General features: G+C 48.8%; 19 protein-coding genes. 8 read left to right on the forward strand and 11 right to left on the reverse strand.

The features are described 5' to 3' along the window. The coding region (locus ACR6Z4_RS02945; protein WP_479715726.1) for an alpha-mannosidase at positions 1 to 2,260 on the reverse strand (2,260 nt) is incomplete at its 3' end. A gap of 216 nt (positions 2,261 to 2,476) precedes the next feature. Between ACR6Z4_RS02945 and ACR6Z4_RS02950 the strand changes: the two genes are divergently transcribed. Beyond that, a complete protein-coding gene (locus ACR6Z4_RS02950; protein ID WP_479715727.1) occupies positions 2,477 to 4,513 on the forward strand; it encodes a hypothetical protein in 2,037 nt (678 codons plus the stop codon). A 364-nt stretch (positions 4,514 to 4,877) separates the two neighbouring features. Then, positions 4,878 to 6,299 carry a sensor histidine kinase gene (locus ACR6Z4_RS02955; protein ID WP_479715728.1) on the forward strand — a complete coding sequence of 474 codons (1,422 nt, stop codon included), beginning with the start codon at positions 4,878 to 4,880 and terminating at the stop codon, positions 6,297 to 6,299. A gap of 119 nt (positions 6,300 to 6,418) precedes the next feature. On the opposite strand, the gene ACR6Z4_RS02960 is transcribed toward ACR6Z4_RS02955, so the two are convergent. Further along, positions 6,419 to 7,573, reverse strand: coding sequence for a transposase (locus ACR6Z4_RS02960; protein WP_479715729.1), 1,155 nt, complete (start codon positions 7,571 to 7,573; stop codon positions 6,419 to 6,421). A 414-nt stretch (positions 7,574 to 7,987) separates the two neighbouring features. After that, a complete protein-coding gene (locus ACR6Z4_RS02965; RefSeq protein ID WP_479715730.1) occupies positions 7,988 to 8,707 on the reverse strand; it encodes a hypothetical protein in 720 nt (239 codons plus the stop codon). Positions 8,708 to 8,926: 219 nt separating this feature from the next. On the opposite strand from ACR6Z4_RS02965, the gene ACR6Z4_RS02970 reads away from it, so the two are divergent. Beyond that, complete coding sequence (locus tag ACR6Z4_RS02970) at positions 8,927 to 9,130, forward strand: RNA-binding S4 domain-containing protein (protein WP_479715731.1); 204 nt, start codon at positions 8,927 to 8,929, stop codon at positions 9,128 to 9,130. Between the two features lie 225 nt (positions 9,131 to 9,355). Here the strand turns inward: ACR6Z4_RS02970 and ACR6Z4_RS02975 are convergent, their stop codons facing one another. Continuing rightward, a complete protein-coding gene (locus ACR6Z4_RS02975) occupies positions 9,356 to 9,859 on the reverse strand; it encodes a hypothetical protein (protein ID WP_479715953.1) in 504 nt (167 codons plus the stop codon). A gap of 571 nt (positions 9,860 to 10,430) precedes the next feature. Here ACR6Z4_RS02975 and ACR6Z4_RS02980 point away from each other — a divergent pair. The 3 genes from ACR6Z4_RS02980 to cofH all read left to right on the forward strand — a co-directional run bounded on the left by ACR6Z4_RS02980 (position 10,431) and on the right by cofH (position 13,719). Continuing rightward, positions 10,431 to 11,282 carry a calcium-binding protein gene (locus tag ACR6Z4_RS02980; RefSeq protein ID WP_479715732.1) on the forward strand — a complete coding sequence of 284 codons (852 nt, stop codon included), beginning with the start codon at positions 10,431 to 10,433 and terminating at the stop codon, positions 11,280 to 11,282. A gap of 769 nt (positions 11,283 to 12,051) precedes the next feature. Then, positions 12,052 to 12,339 carry a DUF2470 domain-containing protein gene (locus tag ACR6Z4_RS02985; protein WP_479715733.1) on the forward strand — a complete coding sequence of 96 codons (288 nt, stop codon included), beginning with the start codon at positions 12,052 to 12,054 and terminating at the stop codon, positions 12,337 to 12,339. 240 nt (positions 12,340 to 12,579) lie between these two features. After that, positions 12,580 to 13,719: a 7,8-didemethyl-8-hydroxy-5-deazariboflavin synthase subunit CofH gene (cofH, locus tag ACR6Z4_RS02990; RefSeq protein WP_479715734.1), complete on the forward strand. Its 1,140-nt coding sequence runs from the start codon at positions 12,580 to 12,582 to the stop codon at positions 13,717 to 13,719. 235 nt (positions 13,720 to 13,954) lie between these two features. Here the strand turns inward: cofH and ACR6Z4_RS02995 are convergent, their stop codons facing one another. The 6 genes from ACR6Z4_RS02995 to ACR6Z4_RS03020 all read right to left on the reverse strand — a co-directional run bounded on the left by ACR6Z4_RS02995 (position 13,955) and on the right by ACR6Z4_RS03020 (position 19,223). Next, positions 13,955 to 14,503 carry a deoxycytidylate deaminase gene (locus ACR6Z4_RS02995; protein WP_479715735.1) on the reverse strand — a complete coding sequence of 183 codons (549 nt, stop codon included), beginning with the start codon at positions 14,501 to 14,503 and terminating at the stop codon, positions 13,955 to 13,957. Between the two features lie 46 nt (positions 14,504 to 14,549). Then, positions 14,550 to 14,984, reverse strand: a complete 435-nt coding sequence (dut, locus tag ACR6Z4_RS03000; RefSeq protein WP_479715736.1) for a dUTP diphosphatase — start codon at positions 14,982 to 14,984, stop codon at positions 14,550 to 14,552. Between the two features lie 336 nt (positions 14,985 to 15,320). Then, positions 15,321 to 16,304: an Rpn family recombination-promoting nuclease/putative transposase gene (locus tag ACR6Z4_RS03005; RefSeq protein WP_479715737.1), complete on the reverse strand. Its 984-nt coding sequence runs from the start codon at positions 16,302 to 16,304 to the stop codon at positions 15,321 to 15,323. Positions 16,305 to 16,691: 387 nt separating this feature from the next. Next, on the reverse strand, positions 16,692 to 17,030 hold the full coding sequence (locus tag ACR6Z4_RS03010) for a P-II family nitrogen regulator (RefSeq protein WP_479715738.1): 339 nt from the start codon (positions 17,028 to 17,030) through the stop codon (positions 16,692 to 16,694). Positions 17,031 to 17,325: 295 nt separating this feature from the next. Then, on the reverse strand, positions 17,326 to 18,378 hold the full coding sequence (locus tag ACR6Z4_RS03015) for a WG repeat-containing protein (protein WP_479715739.1): 1,053 nt from the start codon (positions 18,376 to 18,378) through the stop codon (positions 17,326 to 17,328). A gap of 47 nt (positions 18,379 to 18,425) precedes the next feature. Continuing rightward, entirely contained in the window at positions 18,426 to 19,223 is a 798-nt protein-coding gene (locus tag ACR6Z4_RS03020) for a hypothetical protein (RefSeq protein ID WP_479715740.1), read from the reverse strand. A gap of 125 nt (positions 19,224 to 19,348) precedes the next feature. On the opposite strand from ACR6Z4_RS03020, the gene ACR6Z4_RS03025 reads away from it, so the two are divergent. Next, positions 19,349 to 19,594, forward strand: a complete 246-nt coding sequence (locus ACR6Z4_RS03025; protein ID WP_479715741.1) for a hypothetical protein — start codon at positions 19,349 to 19,351, stop codon at positions 19,592 to 19,594. A 170-nt stretch (positions 19,595 to 19,764) separates the two neighbouring features. On the opposite strand, the gene ACR6Z4_RS03030 is transcribed toward ACR6Z4_RS03025, so the two are convergent. Next, a complete protein-coding gene (locus ACR6Z4_RS03030) occupies positions 19,765 to 19,959 on the reverse strand; it encodes a hypothetical protein (RefSeq protein ID WP_479715742.1) in 195 nt (64 codons plus the stop codon). 265 nt (positions 19,960 to 20,224) lie between these two features. Here ACR6Z4_RS03030 and ACR6Z4_RS03035 point away from each other — a divergent pair, with 265 nt between their 5' ends. Then, complete coding sequence (locus ACR6Z4_RS03035) at positions 20,225 to 23,053, forward strand: NACHT domain-containing protein (RefSeq protein ID WP_479715743.1); 2,829 nt, start codon at positions 20,225 to 20,227, stop codon at positions 23,051 to 23,053. Positions 23,054 to 23,391 lie beyond the last annotated feature (338 nt).

Raw genomic sequence — 23,391 nt, forward strand, 5'->3', positions numbered from 1 at the left:
GAGTAGGGGTGAGCCAGAAGAGGCGGTAGCCGATGCCGGGGATAGATTGGGCTAGGAATTGGATGTGAAGCGTCGTATCTTTGCCCTGATTCCCATCAATATCCTCGATAATGCCAATGGTGCTGGGGACGGGGTTGCCGTTGAGGTCATGCACCTGCCAGATTTGCTCCATCGATTGAGCCGGAAGGGCGATCGCCACCAGTTCTGACCGTTCCCAGGTGAGGGAATTGAATACCAAAATCGGTTGGCTGTTTTCATCAGGCGGTTGCGGTAAACCGATGTCAGCGGCGATCGCCCCCAACGCCTCCGCTAAAATCTGCTGCCCCACAGCTTGCACCTCCGCCCAGGCGCGATCCGCATCGACAAACACCTGCGGAATCGCCGAACCGGGCAGAATGTCATGAAACTGATTAAACAACACCCGCTTCCACGCCGCTTCAATTTCAGCCTTAGGATACCGAGCTGCCGTCAGCCAACTTGCTATCGACGCAAACACCTCCGCCTGATACAACAACCGCTCAGACTCACGATTTTGCCGCTTTTGACCCGCATGAGTGGTATAGCAACCGCGATGAAATTCCAGATACAGCTCAGAATTCCAGACCGGAAAATCAGGAATCGGCAACCCAGCCCCACCAGCCAAACCCCCGATCGCGCCCCCACCCTTCATCCCTTCATCTCTCTCTCCCCCATCTCCCCCACCCTTCATCCCTTCACCCCTACTCTTCATCCCTCCATCCCCATCTCCCTCACCTCCCAACTCCTCCAAATACCCCAACACCGTCCCAAACGCCAACCGAGGGAAGAAAGGCGATCGCTGCCACCGACGAGCAACCTCAAGCATGTCCCGACTGGGACCCCCACCATGATCACCAACACCGGGAAGCCAGAAGGCATGGGAAATTCCGGTTTTCTGTTCCCAGGTGCAGGCATAGGTTGCCATTTTGATCGGGTCGATGCCTTCACCAATGGGCGGCGACATATAACTGAGAATGGCAGTGCGATCGGGCGCTTCCCAATAAAACAAGTCGTAGGGAAATTGAGTGGTGTCGTTCCAGCGCAACTTTTGAGTGACGAAATAATCCACGCCCCCTTGTTTGAGGATTTGTGGTAGTTGCCAGGTAAACCCAAAACTATCCGGCAACCAGGCAACTTTGCAGAGCGGAGCGGTGTTTAACGCATCTCCAGTCACATCTCCAGCCGAAAACTTTTCCCGGACATAGCGCTGACCGTACAACACCTGACGCACCAGCGATTCTCCATTGATCAGATTGAGTTCCGGTTCTACCCAGAGTCCGGCAACCACTTCCCAACGTCCGGCAGCAATCTGCTGCTGGATTTGGGCGAATAAGTCAGGACGGTTTTGCTCGAACCAGTCATACAACGCAGGGCTGGAGTGGCAAAAGATCAGCTCTGGAAAGTCTTGCTGAAGCGCCAGAACAGAGACGAATGTGCGTTCTGCAGCATCCCAGGTTTCAGCGACCGGCCACAACCACGCCAGATCCAAATGGGCATGTCCTAATAGATTGATCTGGCGGTGTTTGATCCAGTCACTCCAGGGAATTAAGGTCTGCCGAACTGTTGCCAAAGCGTGATCAAATGCTGAGCGATCGCCCACCATCGTCCAATCAATTCGCGCGATCGCCCTTTCCAGTTCCAATAAGTTCTCCGGCGCGAAGGCAGTGAGATAGTGCTGCACCACAGCTAGCTCATCGGCAACAAATCCCGGCTCTGGACAAACGGCATCTGCTAAATCCGCAACTTCGTAAAGGCAAACAGACCGCACCAGAGCACCCTCATCGTGCCCCGGACTGATCAGCCGTAGCGCTAGATTAAAGATATCTCCCGGTTGTGCCGCCGCACTGAGGCAAATGCGAGTAGAACAATCAAACAAATCTCCCGCTTGCACGCGATCGCCATTGACAAAAATTTCAGCGTCCTCTGCCCACCAGGTCAAAGCAATCCGCAGCACCAATCCAGCTAAGGGATATCCGTGAGAATTTGAGGGAACCCGGATCTGCTGCCCCAGCCAGAGCACCTGCTGCCCCTTTGCCCAGGCAATGTGGTGCCGCGCATTCAGATCTGCGATCGCCCAATCATCCCAGGTTGTAGGTTGAACCGCTTGCTCCATCGGAACATCGCTTAACATATAGCGCCAGCTGGACTGAACATCGATTTGCGTCAGGTGGCGCAGACGTTGAATGGCGTTTGTAACAAAATCTTGTGCTGAGGGATCGGCAGAGTTAACAGAGACGGTCATCTTTCCACTAAAATCAAGGCATCCCCCTGCTTATATCACCAAACGGATTCGTTGATGGTATGGGAAGGCGATCGCCTGCTCATGGCATGGCTCAAGATTATATGACGTATGCGTTGTCGTGTGAGAGCCTTGCTCCGCGCGGCTCTCACACGACAACCGAATCTATCCAGACGCAAAGCGCTATAAATTACATTCCAGTTATTGGGTTGAACTGCGATGGCTTCTACAGGTCGTTTTCAAAGTCGAATGTTTAGCCTGGTGTCGCAGCAGTCGTTACGGTTGCGCGATCGCCTGGCTCAAACCCTGAGACAGGTCAAAGTTGGCATGATTTGGGGCACTCAGATTGCCCTGTATCCCATCTATGCGCTGTTTCAGTCTGCGCGCATGGTCGATCGACAACTGCGACAGGCAACCCGACAAGCCTATCCCCGGTTGCAAGCGGCTAATCGGGTGATTCAACGCATTATCTATCCGACCCGACCCAGCCTCGCACCCCAAGCGGATACCCCCGTCCGGCGGGTATTGAGAGCCGTGAAAGAGTTTGTTACACCAGCGGCTTTGCCCCCTCTGCCAGCGGGATTGCGGATGGACATCCCCCCGATCGATCCACCCCTGACGGCTCCGTTAAGTGCGTTGCAATTGGCAGAAACCCAGGCGATCGCCGCTACCCTGGAGCTATCGGGTACGGTCGAACAACGCCTGACGACCTTGTCAGAAATCGAAGCGGTTGGCGAAATTCAGGGAATTGCATCGTTGCTGAGCAACCGCGCCATGGTGTTGGTGACAAACCACAACCAGATTTTAGATATTCTCACTGCCGAGCAACAATGGCAGTTGCGCCAGCAGATTGCCTGGGAAGTCGCAGGCTATTGGCGCGAACGCAAGCGATTACAAGCTGCCCAGCGATCGCTGCCGCCTTTCTTACCCCTCCCCGTGCGGCGCAAAAATCTATTGCCACCAGTGCAACAATTCCGCCAGTTGATGGCATGGATGCAGACCAGCCCCGTCGCCGTTGCCACCAATCTGTTTCAAGAATCAACGTTTGTTGCCATTGTCCAGGTTTCGTTAGACAGCCAATTGGCGATCGCGCGTCAACTGGGAGGTAAAGCCCTGAAACTACTGTCTGCGGCTGAGCCAACCCCGGCTACACCCAACACCACCCCCAAATGGCACGTTCCCCTACTACCGGCAGCGAACACGGCAGTTAACTGGGCACACTGGCTATTCCAGCGATCGGTGTTACAGCTTAGCCCAGAAGGTGGCTCGCTGGTCAATGTGTCCGCCCCTAACCGCGTATTAGATAGCGCCCTCAACGCCCCTGCCAAAGAAGGACTGCTGGATAATTCACCACTTTTACAGGGACGTCAGACTGGCTCACCCCTGTGGTCTGGTTTTCCCTTTCAAGCTGTATCGCTGACCAATGCAGCCTGGAATCCTGACGCTTCATTGCGCTCAGTCGGCACCCATGAAACGGCTCAACCGCAGACCGCTGAGCCAGCCGTAACCGCAACCTCTACCCCTGCCAAATTGTTACAGGCAGCCGCTGAGGCAGCAACATCGCTGGTTAAAGGTGCCACGTCTCCATCTGTGGAGCATCAAGCCTCTTATATTGATACCCAGGCTACGTTCATCGGCTATGTCCGCCATCCGTTAGAACAACTGTTGACCTGGCTCGATCGCGGCATGGCATGGCTAGAGGAACAGGTGCCGCACTGGTGGAACTGGTTGCAAGAGCAGGCAATGTCTGCCGATTTCCCGGCTCTGCGGCAACGCGTGCAAGACCTGTGGCAACACCTGCGAGACGACATTGCTGCCCCAGACTTAATCCCCAGATTGCGTGACCGAGTTCTCCACACCGGGCAAAAGCTACGCCAGCAGGTAATGACGGACATTGCGCCCCGGCTAACCGTAACCTTGAAGCAGGGTTGGCAATCTTTACAAACCTGGATCAGGGCAGAAGCGGTGCCAACCATGCAGGCAAAACTACCCGAACTGCAAGCCAAAGCCGTCCAACTCTGGCACTGGAGCAAAGCCCAGGTAACTGACCCCGATCGAATTGCCCACCTCAAGCAAACCGTTGGGCAATACCAGCAACGAGTTCAGGAGCAGATCGCAGCGTCTGACCTTGTAGCGCAGGTCAAACAAACGGTTGGGCAGCAACAACAGCGACTTCAAGACTACCTTGCCTCTTCGGCAGCCGTTGCCCAGGTTAAACATCAGGTTCGCCAACTCTGGCAACGATTCCGCCGATGATGCTCTGGAAAGGGTGATACCTGTTTGGCAACGCTCACAGTCTGAACGTTACAAACAGTGATCAACACCTTATAAAATCCGCCCCAAATTCTCCGTATTTTTCGGAAATGCTGAATATCCCCTGTATTTTAAATTTTGATGACTGAGCGATCGCTCAGTAAACGCGCTCATTTGAAAACAGGGGTTGCACCTAAAAATTGATTGGCGAGTTTAAATCTACCTTTAAAACCTATGAAAATAAGGTTATAATCTTTACAGAAGTTTAAGGTTTTAGTCTAGGTACACAACAATCCTTAAGCCTCAGTTAAGAACGGGTCGCATCACACCGCTTCGCTACTATTTTTCAAACTTTAAGGCATTTCCGATGACTTCAAAAGCACCTGTTAGGATGCAGGACTTTGCCGTGACTCAATCTTTTGGGCAATTATCAAAACGCGACATCGACAGCATCATCCGCTTGTCTGAAGGAAGTGTGCCATCAAAAGATACGTTTTGGCTGTACGATCGGGCGATCGCAGCCACCAGTTGTGGAATTGTGATTGCCGATGCAACCAAACCCAACCGCCCCATCATTTATTGCAATCCTGCTTTTCAATTGCTTACCGGATACACACCCGAAGACGTATTGGGGCACAACTGCAAATTTTTACAGGGTCCCGAAACCGACCCAGACACCATCGAGCAAATCCGGCAAGCGTTGCGACAGGGTACGGAATGTCAGGTTGTGATCAAAAACTATCGCAAAGACGGCACGTACTTTTGGAATGAACTCAAGATTTCTCCTGTCTACGATGAGGCAGGCAGCATTACCCACTTCATTGGCGTCCAAACCGATATTACAGAGCGATTGCAAGCAGAAGCAGCATTGCGTCAGTCAGAAGCCCAACTGCGCGAAAAGACAATTCACTTAGAACGCACGCTGGCAGAACTCAAACAGGCTCAGACCCAACTGATTCAAAGCGAAAAAATGTCGAGTTTGGGGCAACTCGTTGCCGGTGTTGCCCACGAAATTAATAACCCGGTTAGTTTTGTATACGGCAACTTGCAATATATCCAAAAATATACTCAAACCTTACTTGAAACGGTGCAGATCTATCGGCAGCATTGTACTGATTTGCCCGCTGACGTGCAGGCAGAGTTAGACAATCGCGACTTGAATTTCATCATGACAGATCTGCCCAAGTCGTTGAGTTCGATCAAAGTCGGGGCTGAGCGCATCCGAGAAATTGTTAGCTCGCTACGTAGCTTTTCTCGACTGGATGAAGCCGACGTTAAGCCCGTCAATATCCATGAGGGCATTGATAGCACCTTAATGATCCTGTCCAGTCGTCTCAAATCAGGTACATCCGAACCAGCGATCGCCGTGATCAAACATTATGGTGATTTGCCCCTGGTGCAGTGTTATCCAGGGCAGCTCAATCAAGTATTTATGAACATTTTGAGTAACGCGATCGATGCTTTAAAAGAACCGTCTCGACCTCGCAATCTCGCAACCCCATCCTTTATCCGCATTACAACTGAATGTATTAATCAACACTGGGTCAAAATTTCGATTGCCGATAATGGTGCAGGCATTCAAGCCGATGTTCAACAAAAAATATTTGATCCATTTTTTACGACCAAACCTATTGGCAAAGGAACAGGATTGGGGCTTGCGATTAGCTATCAAATCGTTGTGGGTCGGCATCACGGGCAATTAAGTTGTCAATCGCAACTCAATCAGGGAACAGAGTTTGTTATTACTCTCCCTGTGACTCAAACCAACAGTATTGAAACAGATATCTAAAAAAATATAGTCATCAGCTCCTAGCCCTCTGCATTCGACCTCGAGCTAGCATTGCAAACACTAAATTTTGCACCATAGGGGTGTGGGCTTAGTGGTGCAGAAAACTCATAGCTGTCTCACTATGAGAATGAAACGACTTTAGAGAACTCAATGCGGCAATCCAATGCGGTTCGCTTCTTTCGGGAAGCACAAGCTGGAGGTGGGTTTGTCTTGGGCAACGCTAACAGTGAGGGCAAGGGTAAGCGTTGATAGCAAAGCCCTGCCAATTGACGCAGACCCAATTGCAGAAAACTCAAACCCCGCTCTCCGTGCCAATCAATCGAAGCTCGTTGTCTGGCTCGCACCAGCAGCATCGCTAACATCAAGGCAATCAGTGTGGCACAATCCAGTAGCATCAATAAGCAAGTCAGAGCCTGAGCATTCCGTAATCCGGACTGCAAAACCTTGAAACCGGCAGACTTGTAATCCTTGAAATGGGGTTCAATGCCACCAAATCGTTGACCATAGAGGGCAAAGGTTTGCAACGAGGGGGGATGGTCCGATAGAACCGCCCAAGCGTCTTTCGCATCGCTGAGTTGGGCAGTGACAAGATGAGCATCAATGTCCGTGAAGACCCTTACATTCTGGTACAGATAAGCCTGCCCAGAGGGTGGAATGAGTTGGTCTACTGAGTGGGTTTGACCCTTGGCAAGCGTGACCGTCAGATCTGATTTGACCCGGATTGCCCAAGACCATTGGTGCTGGCTGAGCCAGCGGATTAACGACGCATGTTCAAAGCCTCGGTCGGCGAGCAAGGTGACTTGAACCCCCGGTGGTAAGACATGTTTGGCACGCTCTAGCAAAGGTTGATACTGCTCAAAACCCACCATCGCACTGCCATGTTCCAGCACCACTTGAGCCAAGGTAAAGGAGCGTCCACCCCAGGCAAAACAGACTTCGATCAAACAAAACTGATCCCACAGCATACTGGTGTCAAGCGTGAGCAACACGGCTTCTCCAACAAATGCTGTCAAAACATGGCGTAGCATGGGTTCATAAAACCGCTCAGCATTAATCTGTTGATTATGGAGAAAATAACTCAATCGCTCCATGTGAGCACGAGCTTGGCAATCCCGGTGTCGCAGATAGGTGATCCACTCCCCTAAGCAGGCACTTTGCGATTGCAGAATCGCCGCAACAATTTCGCTAAAGCCCTGGAGATGTCGTTGGTCTTTCGGGCATACCCATTGACGGAGTTGGTCTTGCAGTTGACGATACAAGAGGGGTGTTTCCATGAGGTTTGCTGATAGTTGGGGAACTTCAGCGTCTCATGAAACGCCCCCTTTCGGGTACTCCCTATCTCATTTGAGACTCTCAGCAGAATAAGCCTTTCAAGACTTTTCTGCACCACCAAGGGGGTGTGGGTTGCGCCCCCATGCACACCGCTATAGCGATCCTAAATCAGTTGTGAAAGCGCCCGCCCTTCGGGCGGGCGCTTTCACAACCGATCATTTTCACGAATCAAATAGGATTGCTATATATAGCGGTGTGCAAGTTCGTTAAGTACACAAGCGGTGTTGTGGGGCGCGGAGCGCCCCACAACACCGTACTGAATCAACCTGCACAGCGCTATATATGGTTAGGAATGGAATTAAATAACTCCGCTGATTTGTTGTACGGGCGAACGGTCGTTCGCCCCTCCAAACGATTTAATATTCGATCTTATTTAATCCACGATCCTTAACGATCTGGCGTTGTCTCTGTTGAGCCTGATTAAATTGTTGCTGAGCTGCTGTCAAAGCCGTATAACGGCTGGTTGATTGCATATCCCATTGCACTTCTGCCAAAAACAACAGGCTACCAGACATAACCAAGCCTGAGATTAAATATTGGCTCCCCGGAAACATGGGTAAAAGGGCGATCGCCATCAGGTGCAACATGCCAGTGAACAAAAAAGCACGCGATCGCAATCCCCAGGCGGTACCAAAATAGCCAACAGCACTCAACCCCAACCACAGGGGGCAAAGATAGGGCAAGATCTGCCAGACTCCGCCAAAGATACCCAGATTCGTCACCCCCACACCTATCAGCATCAACCCAACCCAGCCATAGACAACCCAGCGGACTTGTTCGACGGTGACCCAATACCATGTCAGACGGAGGGTGCTATAGCTGGCAATGAGCGTTAGCATCGACCATAGCACTGACTGAGTTAGCCAACTGATTGGCAGAACTTCAGCGGTCAGAAAAATCACGCCTGTAACACAGCCCCAGAGCAAAAACACCTGATCAATGCGGGTATAAAACCGGGACAATAGAATGCGATCGTTAACCTGAATATGGAGCTTAAATAGTCCGCAAAGATCCTGGATATCTAATGCCTGCTGCTTCCGTCGCAGGATGGGTTCAGCTGTGTTAAATGCCGTCATGCCGTCGATCGATATCCCCAAAGGGGCGCTAGAGAAAGGAGTCTTGCAGTTATCTTAACAATTCTTTGCGTATTTTTAATAAAGTATATAGCAGTCCTCAATGAGCCATTGCTATTGTTCGGAAACGCTCGCCGCGCGCCTTTCCAAAAAAAAGACGGACAATTGGAAGTATTACTCTCACACGAATCATTCGGATTTAGGACATCTTTTGGAATATTTATGAGTGCTGCAAGCAATTTCATTAAGCTCGATCAATTTTTGAAGTGGATCGGCGTTGCCCAAACGGGCGGTGAGGCAAAATCGTTAATTCAGTCAGGGGAAGTCAAGGTCAACAACCAGATCGAAACCCGGCGAGGTCGCAAGTTGGTAGAAGGCGATCGCGTTTCTCTGGGCAATTTGACCTACGATGTGTCCCTCGATTAGGCATGGTTTAACCGAGGGATGAAGGTGAGCGCGAACCCCAAGGGTTCACATTCACCTTCATCCTCAACATCAGCACCAACAACATGCTGAGGATCGTGGATGTAATAAAACCCGATTCTTTTTGAGAGCGCGGCGGTGGAGCCGCGCTCTCAAAAAGAATTACAGGTTAATTAATCTGTGATCCTAACTACAACATCCGTCAGAATCAGAAAAATCAGCATGGGTCTATTGAGGCTCTGCTTTTTCCACGGAGCCATCATTCACCCCTAAGGTCAATTCCAACGGTCGTTGTTCTGGATAGGCTTTGACCACCTGCCGATAGACAGAATAATCGGTGGGCAAAATGCGAGGTTGCCCATTCATATCAAAACTGAGGGAATAGTCCACAGACTTAATTAAAGTAGGGGTGCCGATCCGTTCTTGACCTTGCTGTCTTGCTTCCATCTCATCTACGGTCGGTCGGGGTGGCAACGCGGGCCACCACAGCCCCTGATCATCGGGTCCGGTAACGGCATCATCGGGGCGTAGTCCGTTTTGGTTGAGCAGTGAGGTCGAGGCAAATTTTTCAAATCGTTGACGCCGACCTTCAGAATCGCGTAAATATTCGACTTGCCAGGTATAGCTAACTAGAGCGGTGGCATCATATTCACGGGTCGTGACTGTAGTGCAGCTCGTGAGCAGCGTACTCAGCGTCAGAGTGGTCAGTATCGTTTTGGCAAAACTGGGCAAGTTTTTCTTTTGGACACCCGATTTAAGATGAACCGTTGGGGGAAGATCGTCAGTCTTCAATCTATTATTCTTTGAAATTGGATCAGAGAGATTTTCTGATTTCGAAGTGCCTATTTGCATTTTCTAACAATCCTAACAAGAAGATTAAAAATGAAACTTTTGCATGATTAAGTCTGTCGATTGAATAGACTTCTTTTCAATGGTATTCGTTCGGCGTTGTTGATGTTGAATCGGCAAACCCCTTCCTAATGTTGTGGCTATTGTTGCGCGTATCCTTTACGTTTGACTCAAGTTTTGTTAAGACATGGACGACACCTGTTGAAGCAAATCAATATTTGCTATAGATAGAGTTTGTGACTTGAGTTCCTACGATAAAGACGCTACATCAAGAGGTTTTGTTCACTGGCAGCATAACGTGAGCTATAGGGAATAGTCGATTTCATAGCAGATTTAATCGCAGGAATCTTACCCTCAACCACAAGTTTTTTGAACTACCCTATTGGGTAGGTTCTATTTCGAATCTGTTGTATTTTTTTTGATGACGATCGCGATCGCAAGGAGAGTTTTCAGTATGGCAAATACAAATTTGACCGATGGGAATGACAATTTTGAAGGCGGGACAAAAGCAGATACGATTCTTGCTCTAGCGGGTCGAGATTTTATCTTTGGCTTGGGGGGTGACGATAATATTTTTGGCGATGATGGCAACGACCGTCTGGGTGGCGATGAAGGAGATGATGAGCTTTATGGCGGTGGGGGCAACGATCGCGTCACCGGCGATGATGGGAACGATCGGTGTTTTGGTGGATTGGGCAATGATAAGCTCTATGGCGGTCAGGGAGACGATATTTTGTTTGGCGATCAAGCCAATGATGTGATCTCGGGCGGCACCGGAGACGACTGGTTAGATGGAGGGGATGGCACCGATCGCCTCACCGGGGGAGACGGAGATGATCGCATGGAAGGAGGCAGCGCCAAAGATATTATGGTGGGCAGCTCTGGCAATGATGATTTGATTGGAGGCACGGGTGGCGATCGCCTGGATGGTGGTACGGGCGATGATGTCTTGCTGGGTGGTTCCAGTCCCGATACCTTAGTCGGCGGCACAGGGCGCGACACTTTTTATTACCAAAAGAGTAATGAAGGCACCGATCGGATTACCGATTTTGCAGTAGTGGACGACTTTATTCAAGTGTCTGCGGATGGCTTTGGCGGTGGCTTAAGAACCAATAACTTCATCGATGTCTCGCAATTTCGGATTGGTTCCTCCGCGCAAGACTCTAGCGATCGCTTTATTTACAACGACGACACGGGGCTATTGTTCTTCGATCCCGATGGCACGGGGAGTGCCACTGCATTTAAATTGGCAGTGCTTTCGACGGGTCTAAAGCTGACCAATAACAATATTTACGTGGTGGCATAGGTTTGACGGAGTCCTCATCTGAATCCAGGGACAAGCCAACTCGTGTTGCGAACACTAAATTTTGCAACCTGGGGGATGGGGGCTGCGCCCCCACGCAGGGGTGGAACCCCTGCACCCCGCTATAAAACGTTTAATTGGGTCTACTAGACCGTTTCTGAAAAAATAACAATGGGTTTTCAAACTGTTCCATCTTGCCTGATAGAGTGAGAGCAGATCAGTCCTGTCGGACGTAAACGCTTGCTGATGCTCGATTTATGCCTCATATCTCCTGGGGCGTGTTTTAAAACTCGCTAAGAGGGTTGTTTTTTCGTGCGCTTCGCGCACGAAAAAACAACCTTTAAACCAGACCCTAGAAATGAACGGCTTACTTGCGACAAATCTCTAAGAGGCTAGCCGCAGACGCAATGGTTTGTGCCCGAAGGCCATAAACTATCGCGTCTGCCCACCCCGTTTTAGAGACACTCTGGCACAGACAATACCCCCATTCAAGATTCAGGATTTACTTTTAATCAATGAAGAAAAAATTACGTAATGCTATAAATGTCCTGATCAGCGTGGTGCTGATCACCTATATCGCCGGTAGTATTTTTCGTCTGGCAGTGTTTTTCTTAGAAACCCAACATGTTTTGTAAGGATCAGCGATTAATGAAAACCCAGAAGTTTAGGGTTGGAAGTGCGGCGACGCCACGCTTCCAACCCTAAATTTGCGGGCTTATTAAATCCCCGATCCTGAATAAGATTCACCGATTGAAATTAAGGAACGTTGCTCATGGCTGATCCGATTTCTCCTGCTATCAGCGATCGCATTTGCAAACATATGAATGAAGATCATGCTGAAGCGGTTACTATCTATGCCAAAGTTTTTGGAGGAGCCGCTCAGGCGATCGCCGCTGAGATGGTCAGCATTGATCCTCGCGGTATGGATTTAAACGTGCAAGAAGACGGCTCAACCAAAGCCCTACGAATTGAGTTTGACCACGAACTACAAGACTCAGAAGATGCACACCATACGCTGATTGCCATGATCAAACAAGCGCGATCGCAGGCAGCGCCCTGATTTTAATTAAGAGTACGACCAATCTCTGTACGGGCTTGGCAGTGCCAAGCCCCTCCTGCACTTCGATTTGCCCAAAAATTCGTTTGAATTAGTATGACTGAAGCGTTGCATTACTCCCAATCGCACCTCGATCGGCAGCGTCTACAGCATTCCCATTCATCGCCAAAATCAGCACCGTCTATAATCTCTACATAATCTCTACAATGATGGGTAAACAGGTTGTAGGGGATAGATGGCATTGTGGTTGTTCAATACTTTGAAACCGTAGATCGTATCCTCGATCGCGCTCTGACGGGAGATGATATTTCTGAAGCCGATGGGGTCATGCTTTTGCAACAGACCGCACCAGAGGCGATCGCCCAGATTCAAGACGTAGCCGATCAGTTGCGGCAGCAGCAGGTGGGGAATACCGTCACCTACGTCATCAATCGCAACGTCAACTTTACGAACATCTGCGAGCAGCACTGTAGCTTCTGTGCATTTCGTCGGGATGAGGGCGATGACGGAGCTTATTGGCTCGATGACGGGGTTATTTTAGAAAAAACAGCGGATGCTGTGCAACGGGGTGCTACAGAAATCTGTATGCAGGGTGGCTTAAACCCCAAAGCCAAGATCGATGGCTCCTCATTATCGTTTTATCTGCGGCTCATTCATACCATTAAAGACGCCTATCCACACCTGCATCTTCATGCCTTTTCGCCCCAAGAGGTGCAATTTATTGGCCGCGAAGATGGCTTGAGCTATGCCGAGGTGATTGCCGCTTTGCAAGCCGCTGGGGTTGGCTCGATGCCCGGAACCGCCGCAGAGGTGCTGGATGATGAGGTGCGCAAGGTACTCTGTCCAGAAAAACTCAATACGGCAGAATGGCTCGATATTATCGGTACAGCACATCGCTTGGGCATGCCGACGACCAGCACGATGCTATCCGGACACATCGAAACCCCCGCCCAGCAAATGCGCCATTTGGCAGCCTTGCGATCACTGCAACAGGCGGCTGTTGAAACTGGCGATCGCGGCATTACCGAATTTATTTTGTTGCCTTTTGTCGGACAAGAAGCCCCCAAACCTTTGCGAAAACGGGTCGGGCGCGACCAACCCGTATTAGCCGATGCGCTATTGCTAACAGCTGTAGCACGTATCTTTTTGGGCAATTGGATTGCCAATCACCAACCCAGTTGGGTGAAATTGGGCTTAGCCGGGGCAACCGATGCCCTCACCTGGGGCTGCAATGACATCGGCGGCACTTTGATGGAAGAACACATCACCACCATGGCAGGTGCCCAAGGCGGAACATGTATGGAAGTTGCCGATCTGGTTGGAGCAATTCAGTCTTTAGCGAGACCCGCCCGACAACGCGATACCCTCTATCAAGCCGTGTGACCCAACAATCGCATCTGTAGCCCATCAATCTCTCTAAGGATTTGGCATTGCCAACCCCCTACAGCATCTGTCGCAGTTTCAATTTAAATGGTTAATCAGGACAAGGGTTCTCACACAAACTCCTGATTTCGTCTCGACGGTTGCTATAGCGCTGTGCGGGTGATTCAGAACGGTGTGGTGGGACGCAGAGCATCCCACCACACCGTTTCTGTCCTGAACAACTTGCACACCGTTATCAATCCACTATCGACGTTGTTTTTAACAGAGACATAGCTGACCTCTCTGCAATATCCTGAGACAACTGAATTTTGTGTAACTGAATCAAACCTTCGAGCGTGAAAGAATCTCGAACAATTGCACTCTTCTCAGACATGAACGATGTTTCATAAAACACATCATGAATGCCCGCCGAAATAATGAGTTTCAGACAATATAAGCAGGGTTCTAGCGTTACATAAATACTGGCTCCATCGGTTGGAATGCCGTGTTTAGCTGCTTGCGCCAGTGCATTTGCTTCCGCATGAACGGCACGAGACGGCATATCTTTACTCGCATCACAACTGCTCAACCCGTCGTAACAATAGCCCTGGGCGATGCAATGAACTGACCCCGAAGGTGGCCCGTTATATCCCGTCGCTAAGACTTGTTTATTTTTGACAATGACAGCTCCGACCGGGAAAGCAAGACAGGTCGATCGGGTAGACGCTAGTTTTGCCAGCATCAGGAAATATTCGTCCCATGAGGGTCGTTGATGGGGTGTAGGTTTTTGTGGAGGTAATTGCATGGTATATCGATATGTGGACGATGACAAAAAGCAGTTGGGCAGAACATTAAACGCCTGTTGAGCCAAACCCCCCTGCGCCCCTTGCCGTCGCATCCAATTCTTCAACCTGCTCTACGGCTACCTGAAAGACGGGTTTAATCACCATCTGGGCTATCTTCATCCCTATCGCTACATGAAAAGGGTGTTTCCCGTGATTGATTAAAATCACCCCAACCTCACCCCGATACCCCTCATCGATCGTGCCTGGGGTATTGAGAACGGTAATTTGGTGTTTGAGGGCTAATCCACTTCGAGGTCTAACCTGCGCTTCCGTATGAGGTGGTAGCTGAATGCTAATTCCGGTGGGAATAAGCCCACTTTCACCAGGCTCAATCATTTTCTCAGCTGCTGCAAATAAATCCATACCCGCATCCCCATCATGGGCATATTGGGGCAGACGCGCATTCTCGTTGAGCAGCTTAACTTTTAGTAAAAACTCCATGACCCCACCAAAACTAATCGAACCGAATCAGGCTAGCAGAGGATGAGCCTTTAGGAAAGCTGATAAAACAAATCGGACTCGGCATCAGACATGTGGCAAGCCATCAAATCATATAAGGGCTTAGGAGCTGTAAAGAAATAACATGAGCTGGGCTGTTAGCTGTTGGCTAATAGCTAACAGCCAGCCAAAACCATGAAACTATTTTCAACAAGCCCTCAGCATTGGGGCAGGGACTTTCGAGATACATCAAGGATTTTTTACAAATGCTAAGCCCCTACACCAGGGCAACACACACTGAGCTAGAACCAGGTTTTTTAGATGGGCATCACGCGATCGCTACTCAAGTTCTTGCAACCACGCTACTAAATCCGACAGCTTAGTAAAGTCCAGCAACGCTTCACCTAACGCTTCTAACTGCGATAGAGAAAGGGCAGTCATAGGCGATCGCACTGAGTCTGGTAAGTCTCCAAACCGACGAGTAAGTTGACGCAAGATGAGTGTTCTGGCTTCCTGGACTGCACCCTGCTCGATTCCTTGCTCAATTCCCCGCTCGATTCCTTGCTCGATTCCCCGCTCAATTCCTTGCTCGATTCCCCGCTCGATTCCTCGTGCCATCCAACTGGTGACAATTTCCATGACGCCCTCCCGTTGTAATGGCTCTATTTTACTAATCTCTGCTTGAAATTCCTGTTCTTCGACATCGCTCAGCCGTAAGTAGGTGTCGATGAACCCAGAAATTAAACGCATCCGTGCTGGGTCTAATTGCAAGGTTGCTAGAAGACGTAAACATTCAACTTTGACTTTAGGGCGATCGCTTGCTGCAATTTGCATCTTAGCCATTAATGCAGCGGCAACCGGATTGGATTGGGTTAAAAAGTCGCGCCAATTAAGACGATTGAGTTGAATTGATTCAAACTTAAATTCCAGTACAGTTCGATGGGGAAAGGCAACGCGATATGTATTCGGTTCTTCTCTCTGGGGTTCATCAAACGAAAAGACGACAATGGGGTAAATACGTTGCAAATATTTTTGGTGCAATCGAGCAAAGTAAAAGAACATGCGCCGTGTGAAATTCTGTTCTGTAGAAGACTGGGCTTCTAGATGAACCAGAAAAGCTGCTGCCGATTGAGCTTGCTTCACTTCAACCAGCAGATCAATGATTTTCTCCTCTCCCGCCGTTAAATCTGCAAAGTATTCTTGTTGTAAAAAGCGAATCGAGTCCCGCTCGATGGTGCAAGCAATGTCTGGCAGGAACAGTTCTAGAAACTCAATGAAAAATGTAGAGAGCAGTTCTTTAAACAAACGATCGTGGTCAATCATAAGTTGCCCAATGGGGTGAGCCGGAGGTGCAAAGTGATGAGATGGATAGCGATCGCTTACAACACTACGCGTTCAGAAGCAAGATGATCATGTGTTGAACACAGTAAAAGTCTTGCTTCTACCGACTCACCGATCCCCAGTGCGGTCGTAACTGGCTATCTAGTAGACCCAACTAAACGTTTTACAACGGGGGTGCAAAGGTTCCACCCCTGCGTGGGGGCGCAGCCCCCACCCCCCATGTTGCAAAATTTCGTGTTTGCAACACTAGATAACGCTCAGGATGATGAATTGAATAAAACCCATTTTTTTGAGCGAGCAACGGCTTCGCCATCGCTCGCTCAAAAAAATTACTCGTTCATTAATCGGCGATCGCCAGATAACGCCTGGTTAGATGGCTTCCAGGTTCGTTTCTCCAGTCCGAATCCGGATGATTCGATCGACTGGGCTGATGAAGATCTTGCCATCGCCAATCTCGCCAGTGCGAGCCGCAGAGATGATTTTCTCTACTACCATATCGACCTGGTCGTCTTCAACCACGATTTCAACTTTGAGTTTTTGCAAAAATTCAACGGTATATTCTGAACCCCGATAGCGTTCAGTTTGCCCTTTCTGCCGCCCAAATCCGCGTACCTCTGACACGGTCATGCCTACGATGCCCGCATTGACCAGAGCAATTTTGACTTCATCGAGCTTAAAGGGGCGAATAATCGCCTCAACCTTTTTCATCTATAACCTCACTCCGTATACATTATCTGTTCGCAAACTGATTTGCATTACTTCTAGAGAAAGTACCTTTAAGCGTAAAGGCAAAGCTTTCACGTTTAAAAACAGCTCTCCAGTGAGCAACGCACACTGGCTTGAATGGTTGTATCACCGCCAGTCGAAATGCTTTCGTAGCGAGAGATACATTTATAGTTCAGAACCTATCACATCCTCTGCTATAGCAGCTTTAAAAAACAATTCCCTGGGGGTTTGACTGACCTGAGATAGGACGCGCCAACGGTGTTGTGATTCCCTCACTTTAGTCAGATAAGCCCCAATTTCGGTTTCCCTTTAGAAAATCTCCTGTTTTGTTGATATATCGCCAGCGATCGCCCATTTGCACCCATGCCCACCCTTGCGCAAACGAACCCGCACTGACAAATTGGGCATCGATCACGAGTTTTCCGGTGGCATCGATGTAGCCAAAGCGGTCGCCCAGTTTCACTGATGCCAGCCCTTCGGAAAAGTCGGCGGCAAAGTCAAACTGAGGGGCAATCGCCAGTGTGCCATCGGCGTTAATGTAGCCCCACTTGCCATGCTGGAGAACAGCAGCCAACCCTTCAGAAAAGTCAGAGGCAAAGTCAAACTGAGGCGGAATCACCGGGACGCCACTGGGATTGATATAGCCCCACTGTTGACCACGGCGAACTCTGGCTAAGGATTCAGAAAAAGTAAAGGCACCATCGAGATCTGCTGGAATGGCGATCGCCCCGGTGGGATCGATATAGCCCCATTTGCCACGGATCCGCACGGCTGCCCGTGAGTCGGCAAAACTCCAGGCATCTTCAAATTGAGAAGCGATCGCCCATTTGCCGCCGGGGTCAATAAACCCATATTGGTCATTTACCTTAACAGCGGCTAACCCTTGCGAAAACTCGCCCGCCAGTTGAAATTGCGGCTCAATCACCAGTTCCCCATCCGGATTAATGTAGCCGTAGCGGGTGCCGGGACGCACGACAGCTAACCCTTCGGCAAAGGAATTGGCGCTGATATATTGGGGCGGAACGACAATCGCACCCGTGCGATCGATGTAACCATAGACCTGGTTAACCCGTGCCAGTGCCCGTCCTTGCGAAAAAGCAGAGATGGCTTCTAACGCCGGATCGATCTCTGAGACGATTTGACCGGATTCGTCCATGCAAAACCAGCGATCGCCCGATCGCACGACGGCTAACCCTTCAGAAAAATCAGACGCCGAGTCAAATTGCAAAATAGTAGTCATAGTCGCGGCTTCGGCAATGGCTGGAACGCCCCAGTCAGACCCAGAATGAATCAGAGTCTGAGTCAGCGGAGGGCGGCAAGAAGTCATCATAACAGCGATGAGGCTAATCCAAAACCAGAGCGATCGCATCATGGGTCCTATTGTTGGGTTGCCTGTTCTGTTCCCAATGCCGATGCCCCTACAAATGCCCATTTGCCATCAAGCGCACCATTGGGTTGCCGTTGATATCCTACAACCGCACAGTTTTCATTACCATAGGCGACGGCGATCGCACTGCCTTGCTGAATGCCAACCCCACGAAACTCGCCATTTGCCTGCCACTCAAACTGATACAAATCTCCTGCCGGAGTAATCGTTAACTCACCCGTATACGTCGTGCGATCGGGATTGGTGCCAGCGAGAGTATAGGTGCCAGCAATGCCATCTTCAGATTGCTTGCGGGTGGCTTGCTCCGTCCCTGTCTGATTTTGACCATAGGCACCCCAGATGCCAGATAAGTTCCCATCTTCCAGGATCTGGTAATTGACCACAGCACAACCCTCGCCACCATAGCCTACCGCAACAAAGTCACCCGACTGGATGCCAACCCCCTCGAATGTATTTCCGGCAGTCCACGAAAATTGATACACATCCCCCCGTTCCGTTACCGCTAGACCGCCCTCATACTTTGTGCCATCGGGGTTTGTGCCACTGATGGCATAGCTGCCAGAGAGATCGGCTCCGGCGACTGCAATGGTTGACGCCAGATCAGACACCTCCGGAGACGGTTGAGTTGATGATGTAGCCGTGGTTTCACCGGCATCGACAGGACTGGCTGTAGACGATGGGGTTGAGGTAGAAGACGAGAAAGATCCGCAAGCCGTTAGAGTACTGAGACAGATCCCAGACCACAAAACGACTGCTTTTGAGCGCGGCTTGGCTAGAAAATACAGCATAATCCACTCGTTAACTTCATAAGGCGATTTTAGCGAGTCGTCGGATGGGCAATGCCTACCGAACGAACGCTATAAGATGGATTAAAAGGGATTAGAGCAAGCAATAACCAGAAAAGACACTAAAAATGACAACAACTGTAAGTTTGAAAATTACATTTGACGCATTAATTGAGGCAATTTCGACCCTTGATCTGCCCGAAAAGCACAAACTTTTAGAAATTTTGGAAGATCAGATTTTTGCAACGGAAGAAGAAGCGTTGGAAAATGCCCCAGACGTTCTCTCGGATGTAGAAGCCGCTCGAAAAGCGTATGAAGCAGGTGATTATCAAACGCTCCAAGAGTATGTTGCCAGTCGAACCCCACAACCCTGATGAGCTACGCTGTCATTATTCCTAAACCTGTGCAAAAACAGCTCAGTTCGATCGCCAAGCAGTAGAGTTCTCAGGATCAAATTCGTTGGTTCTAGCTCGTCGAGTTTCAAACCTCAGGTTTTCAGTTTTCCATGAGAATCGCCAAGCTCAGACGTCAACCTGTCAGCTTTCTAACTCAGGTTATCTTCATCTTCATCATCAAGTAGCCCAAAAATAGCCGTTGTTCCAGCGATCGCAATGCCATTGGTCGTGTTACTCAATTGCTTTTGAATATCGGTCGGGTTAGACAGAGTAGCAAGGTAAAAGCTGGTGCCTGAGGCAGTCGCAGTGATAACAATAGCAAGAGTAAACAGTTGTTTCTTCATGGTTTGGATACCGGGTTAACATGCTTCCAGTCTCTCAAAGCTATGCAAGGCAAGCTGTTCAGGGATTGTTCAGCCAGTGTTCAAGAGTGTTCACCATTGTCCAGCTTTGTTCGTGTAGATAGAATAGTGACCAAGCTGGAATAGCGGAGCAATAGGAGGGATGGAGCGATCGCGCAAATTGGTTCTGACAGATTGGACAAAAGCGAACGACGCTTTGAATCTATACTTCGAGGGCAATAAATCGAAGCTAGCAGTGCACGTTAAAATGTCCCGCACCACTGTCACCGCTTTTTTCAAACCGGAGCCTGTGCGTGAGGCGGAGTTTCGTAAGCTCTGCTTGGCGCTGTGGTTGAGGTGGCAAGAGGTCTCTACGGTTCAGGCGATTCCTAACGCTCTCCAACCCGAAAACAAGACCGATTCACTCCAGCAAATTCGAGAGCATTGCCGCCAGAAAATCCTCAACCAGCATAGTCGGATGCGACTACTGAGTGGGGAGGAGATTGGGGTGGATCAGCTTTATGTAGATGTCTGGTTGCTGAATCGATCGCCTCGAACTTTTCACGTATCGCAGTCGAAACTTTTGCAAACTTTTGATCTGCGAAATGATCGCTTAGGATTGGGTGAGCGTCTCCGCCGAAATCCAGGCTTCGAGATTGCAAATCAGCATTCCAAATTAGTAATTCTGGGCAAGCCTGGATCAGGCAAAACAACTTTCCTGAAGCACTTAGCAGTGGATTGGTGTAAGGGGCAGTTTCAACCAGATCTAATTGCTGTTCTGATAGAGTTCCGTCGAATTCAAAATGAAAATTGGCATTTATTAGATGCAATTGGCAAGGAACTCACGGTAGACGATGGATATCAGATTAGAGAACTTAAACAGAAAATTAAAGAATTAAGCGAAAAAAATACAGCTTCAAGAGAATTCCTAGAAAAGAATCAGCAAATTAGAGAGTTACAGCAACAGTTAAATAACTTGTTGCTACAGACCCTTTTAATCCAGGGCAAGCTTTTAATACTGATGGATGGTCTGGATGAAGTACCCACAAGTGATCTTCGACGCAAAGTGCAAGTTCAACTCCAACAGATTGCAGAACATTATCCCCACAATCATTTTATCTTAACCTGTCGTACTCAGATTATGACTTCAATTCCCAACGGATTTGTTTCAGTAGAAGTAGCAGATTTTAATCCAGAACAAGTAAAACAATTTGTCCAGAACTGGTTTAACTCGGGTAGCAATTTTCAAAGGGAATCTACCTTGTATTGGAAAACATTTAATAATGTAGTTGATAACAATCCATCGCTCAGAGAACTGACAGTTACTCCAGTGTTATTAAGTCTGATGTGTTTAGTATTTCAAGATGAAGGAGAAATTCCGTCAGACAGAGTTTGGTTGTTTCAAAAAGGAATTAAGTTACTCTTGAATAAATGGAACGATGCTAAAGAGATTGATAATTGGGAAGTAGGAAGTAAAATCTATCAAAAATTGAGCGTTGAAAAAAAAGAGGAATTGCTCACTGAAATTGCTGTACGAAAATTTGAAAATCTGAAGAATTTCGTGCTGTTTAGCCAAGATGAAATTGCAATTCAGATCGCCAAGTCTTTAAAGCTTGATAATCGGAATGAGGGAGTTGCAGTTCTAAAGGCTATTGAGGCGCAACATGGTTTGCTAATTGAACGGGCAGATGAGGTTTGGTCTTTTTCTCATTTAACCTTCCAAGAGCACTTTACGATTCAGTGGCTGACTCAATTATCCCCTGTACACCTCGTTGAAACAATTACAAATCAACAATGGCAGGAAATTATTAAACACCTGGTCAAATCGCACCAACCTGCCGATCAGCTATTACAGATGATTAAACAATCTATCGATCTATCGATCGTGGATGAGCCAGAATTAACTCAATTTCTGACGTGGGTTTTTCAGAAGGCAGAGTCTGTTCAAGTGAGATATAAATCAGCAGCAGTTCGAGCTTTCTATTTTGCTCTAGCCTTTCCTCTCGACCACGACCATGTCTATAATCTTGCTCATGCCCGCAACCTTGCCCTTGATCTCCCTCGTGACTCTGATCGTGCTTTAGCTCTTGCTGTTGCTCTTGACCTTGCTCTAGCCTTGGCCCTTGATCCTAATCTTGTCCTCGACCTCGTTAGTGATCAAGATCACAGCTTAGAACCCAATCTCGATGTTGATAGTGCCCTTGTCCTTGCTCTTGCTCGTACCGGTGACCTTGCTCTAGATAGAAATCTCAAACTCGATCGGGCCCGATCTCGAGATCTTGACATCAGGCTAGCGAATAAATTAGAACAACTCAGGACAAAATTACCCCAAGCTCTCAGAGGGACTAGAGAATTCGAGCAATGGTGGCAGGCTAGCGGAGATGAGTGGGTTGAACAACTGCGCCAGATAATGATTAATTATCGTAACATTGGACACAGTTGGCAATTCACAAATACTCAACACCAACAAATACAAAGTTATCATGATGCTAATAAATTTCTTGTTGATCTACTAAAGATCCAAGGAGTCGTAAGTGATTTGGCTCGGATTGAAATTGAGGATGCGCTTTTGCTGCCTTGGGAAAAGTTATCATGCAGTCAATCAGCAGTCTATAGGAAGGCAACTTTAGCAATATCTGCACTTGTTAGTGTCTTCATATCTTACTCCCATAAAGATTATGACTTACGCGAGGAATTGGATCGACATCTCGCCAATCTTAAGCGTCAAGGCAAAATCCAAGCATGGCATATGGGTGAGATTGAAGCTGGGGTCGAAAGGGATGCAGTGATTAGACAACAGATCGAGACAGCCCAAATCATCTTGTTGCTAATCAGTTCTAATTTCATTGCATCCAACAACTGCTACGAACTAGAATTACAACGAGCACTCCAACGACATGCAGCAGGGACTGCTCGCGTAATTCCTGTCCTGCTTAAGCCCACCGATTGGCAGGGCAGTCCATTTAGCCATCTTTCGCCACTACCAACTAACGGTAAACCGATCACGCTTTGGGAAAATCGGGATGAGGCTTTTGTGAGTGTGGTTGAGGGTATTCGCAGGGCGATTGAATCACTTCAGGGAAACAATCAGTTGTGAGGTGCATGGGCTAGACAGAAGACGCGATCGCTCTTCCATTTCATATTAAATCTCAAGGCGATCGCCTCCCAACATTTAACGGATGCTGGGGATTCTGATTTTCTCTATGGAAACCATCAGAAGAAATCATGAGCCAAACATTGGCTTCTAAACATCAGGAATTTTTCTAAAACATAGCTTACCCAATAGCAATTGATACGGTTCTCAATTCTAATTTATAGAGTAAAGATTAAGTCCTAAAATCATTCCTATCAGTTGATCCCCCCTAGCCCCCCTTCAAAAGGGGGGAACTTGATCGGGATGCTTAAGTCCCCCTTTTGAAGGGGGATTTAGGGGGA

It is taken from the genome of Calyptranema fuscum S582 (genome assembly GCF_055793305.1).

Bases quoted from the DNA above. Each gene is read 5' to 3' on its own strand.
- ACR6Z4_RS02950 (WP_479715727.1), top strand. From the start codon at position 2,477: ATGGCTTCTACAGGTCGTTTTCAAAGTCGAATGTTTAGCCTGGTGTCG.
- ACR6Z4_RS02955 (WP_479715728.1), top strand. From the start codon at position 4,878: ATGACTTCAAAAGCACCTGTTAGGATGCAGGACTTTGCCGTGACTCAA.
- ACR6Z4_RS02960 (WP_479715729.1), bottom strand. From the start codon at position 7,573: ATGGAAACACCCCTCTTGTATCGTCAACTGCAAGACCAACTCCGTCAA.
- ACR6Z4_RS02965 (WP_479715730.1), bottom strand. From the start codon at position 8,707: ATGACGGCATTTAACACAGCTGAACCCATCCTGCGACGGAAGCAGCAG.
- ACR6Z4_RS02970 (WP_479715731.1), top strand. From the start codon at position 8,927: ATGAGTGCTGCAAGCAATTTCATTAAGCTCGATCAATTTTTGAAGTGG.
- ACR6Z4_RS02980 (WP_479715732.1), top strand. From the start codon at position 10,431: ATGGCAAATACAAATTTGACCGATGGGAATGACAATTTTGAAGGCGGG.
- ACR6Z4_RS02985 (WP_479715733.1), top strand. From the start codon at position 12,052: ATGGCTGATCCGATTTCTCCTGCTATCAGCGATCGCATTTGCAAACAT.
- ACR6Z4_RS02995 (WP_479715735.1), bottom strand. From the start codon at position 14,503: ATGCAATTACCTCCACAAAAACCTACACCCCATCAACGACCCTCATGG.
- dut (WP_479715736.1), bottom strand. From the start codon at position 14,984: ATGGAGTTTTTACTAAAAGTTAAGCTGCTCAACGAGAATGCGCGTCTG.
- ACR6Z4_RS03005 (WP_479715737.1), bottom strand. From the start codon at position 16,304: ATGATTGACCACGATCGTTTGTTTAAAGAACTGCTCTCTACATTTTTC.
- ACR6Z4_RS03010 (WP_479715738.1), bottom strand. From the start codon at position 17,030: ATGAAAAAGGTTGAGGCGATTATTCGCCCCTTTAAGCTCGATGAAGTC.
- ACR6Z4_RS03015 (WP_479715739.1), bottom strand. From the start codon at position 18,378: ATGATGACTTCTTGCCGCCCTCCGCTGACTCAGACTCTGATTCATTCT.
- ACR6Z4_RS03020 (WP_479715740.1), bottom strand. From the start codon at position 19,223: ATGCTGTATTTTCTAGCCAAGCCGCGCTCAAAAGCAGTCGTTTTGTGG.
- ACR6Z4_RS03025 (WP_479715741.1), top strand. From the start codon at position 19,349: ATGACAACAACTGTAAGTTTGAAAATTACATTTGACGCATTAATTGAG.
- ACR6Z4_RS03030 (WP_479715742.1), bottom strand. From the start codon at position 19,959: ATGAAGAAACAACTGTTTACTCTTGCTATTGTTATCACTGCGACTGCC.
- ACR6Z4_RS03035 (WP_479715743.1), top strand. From the start codon at position 20,225: ATGTCCCGCACCACTGTCACCGCTTTTTTCAAACCGGAGCCTGTGCGT.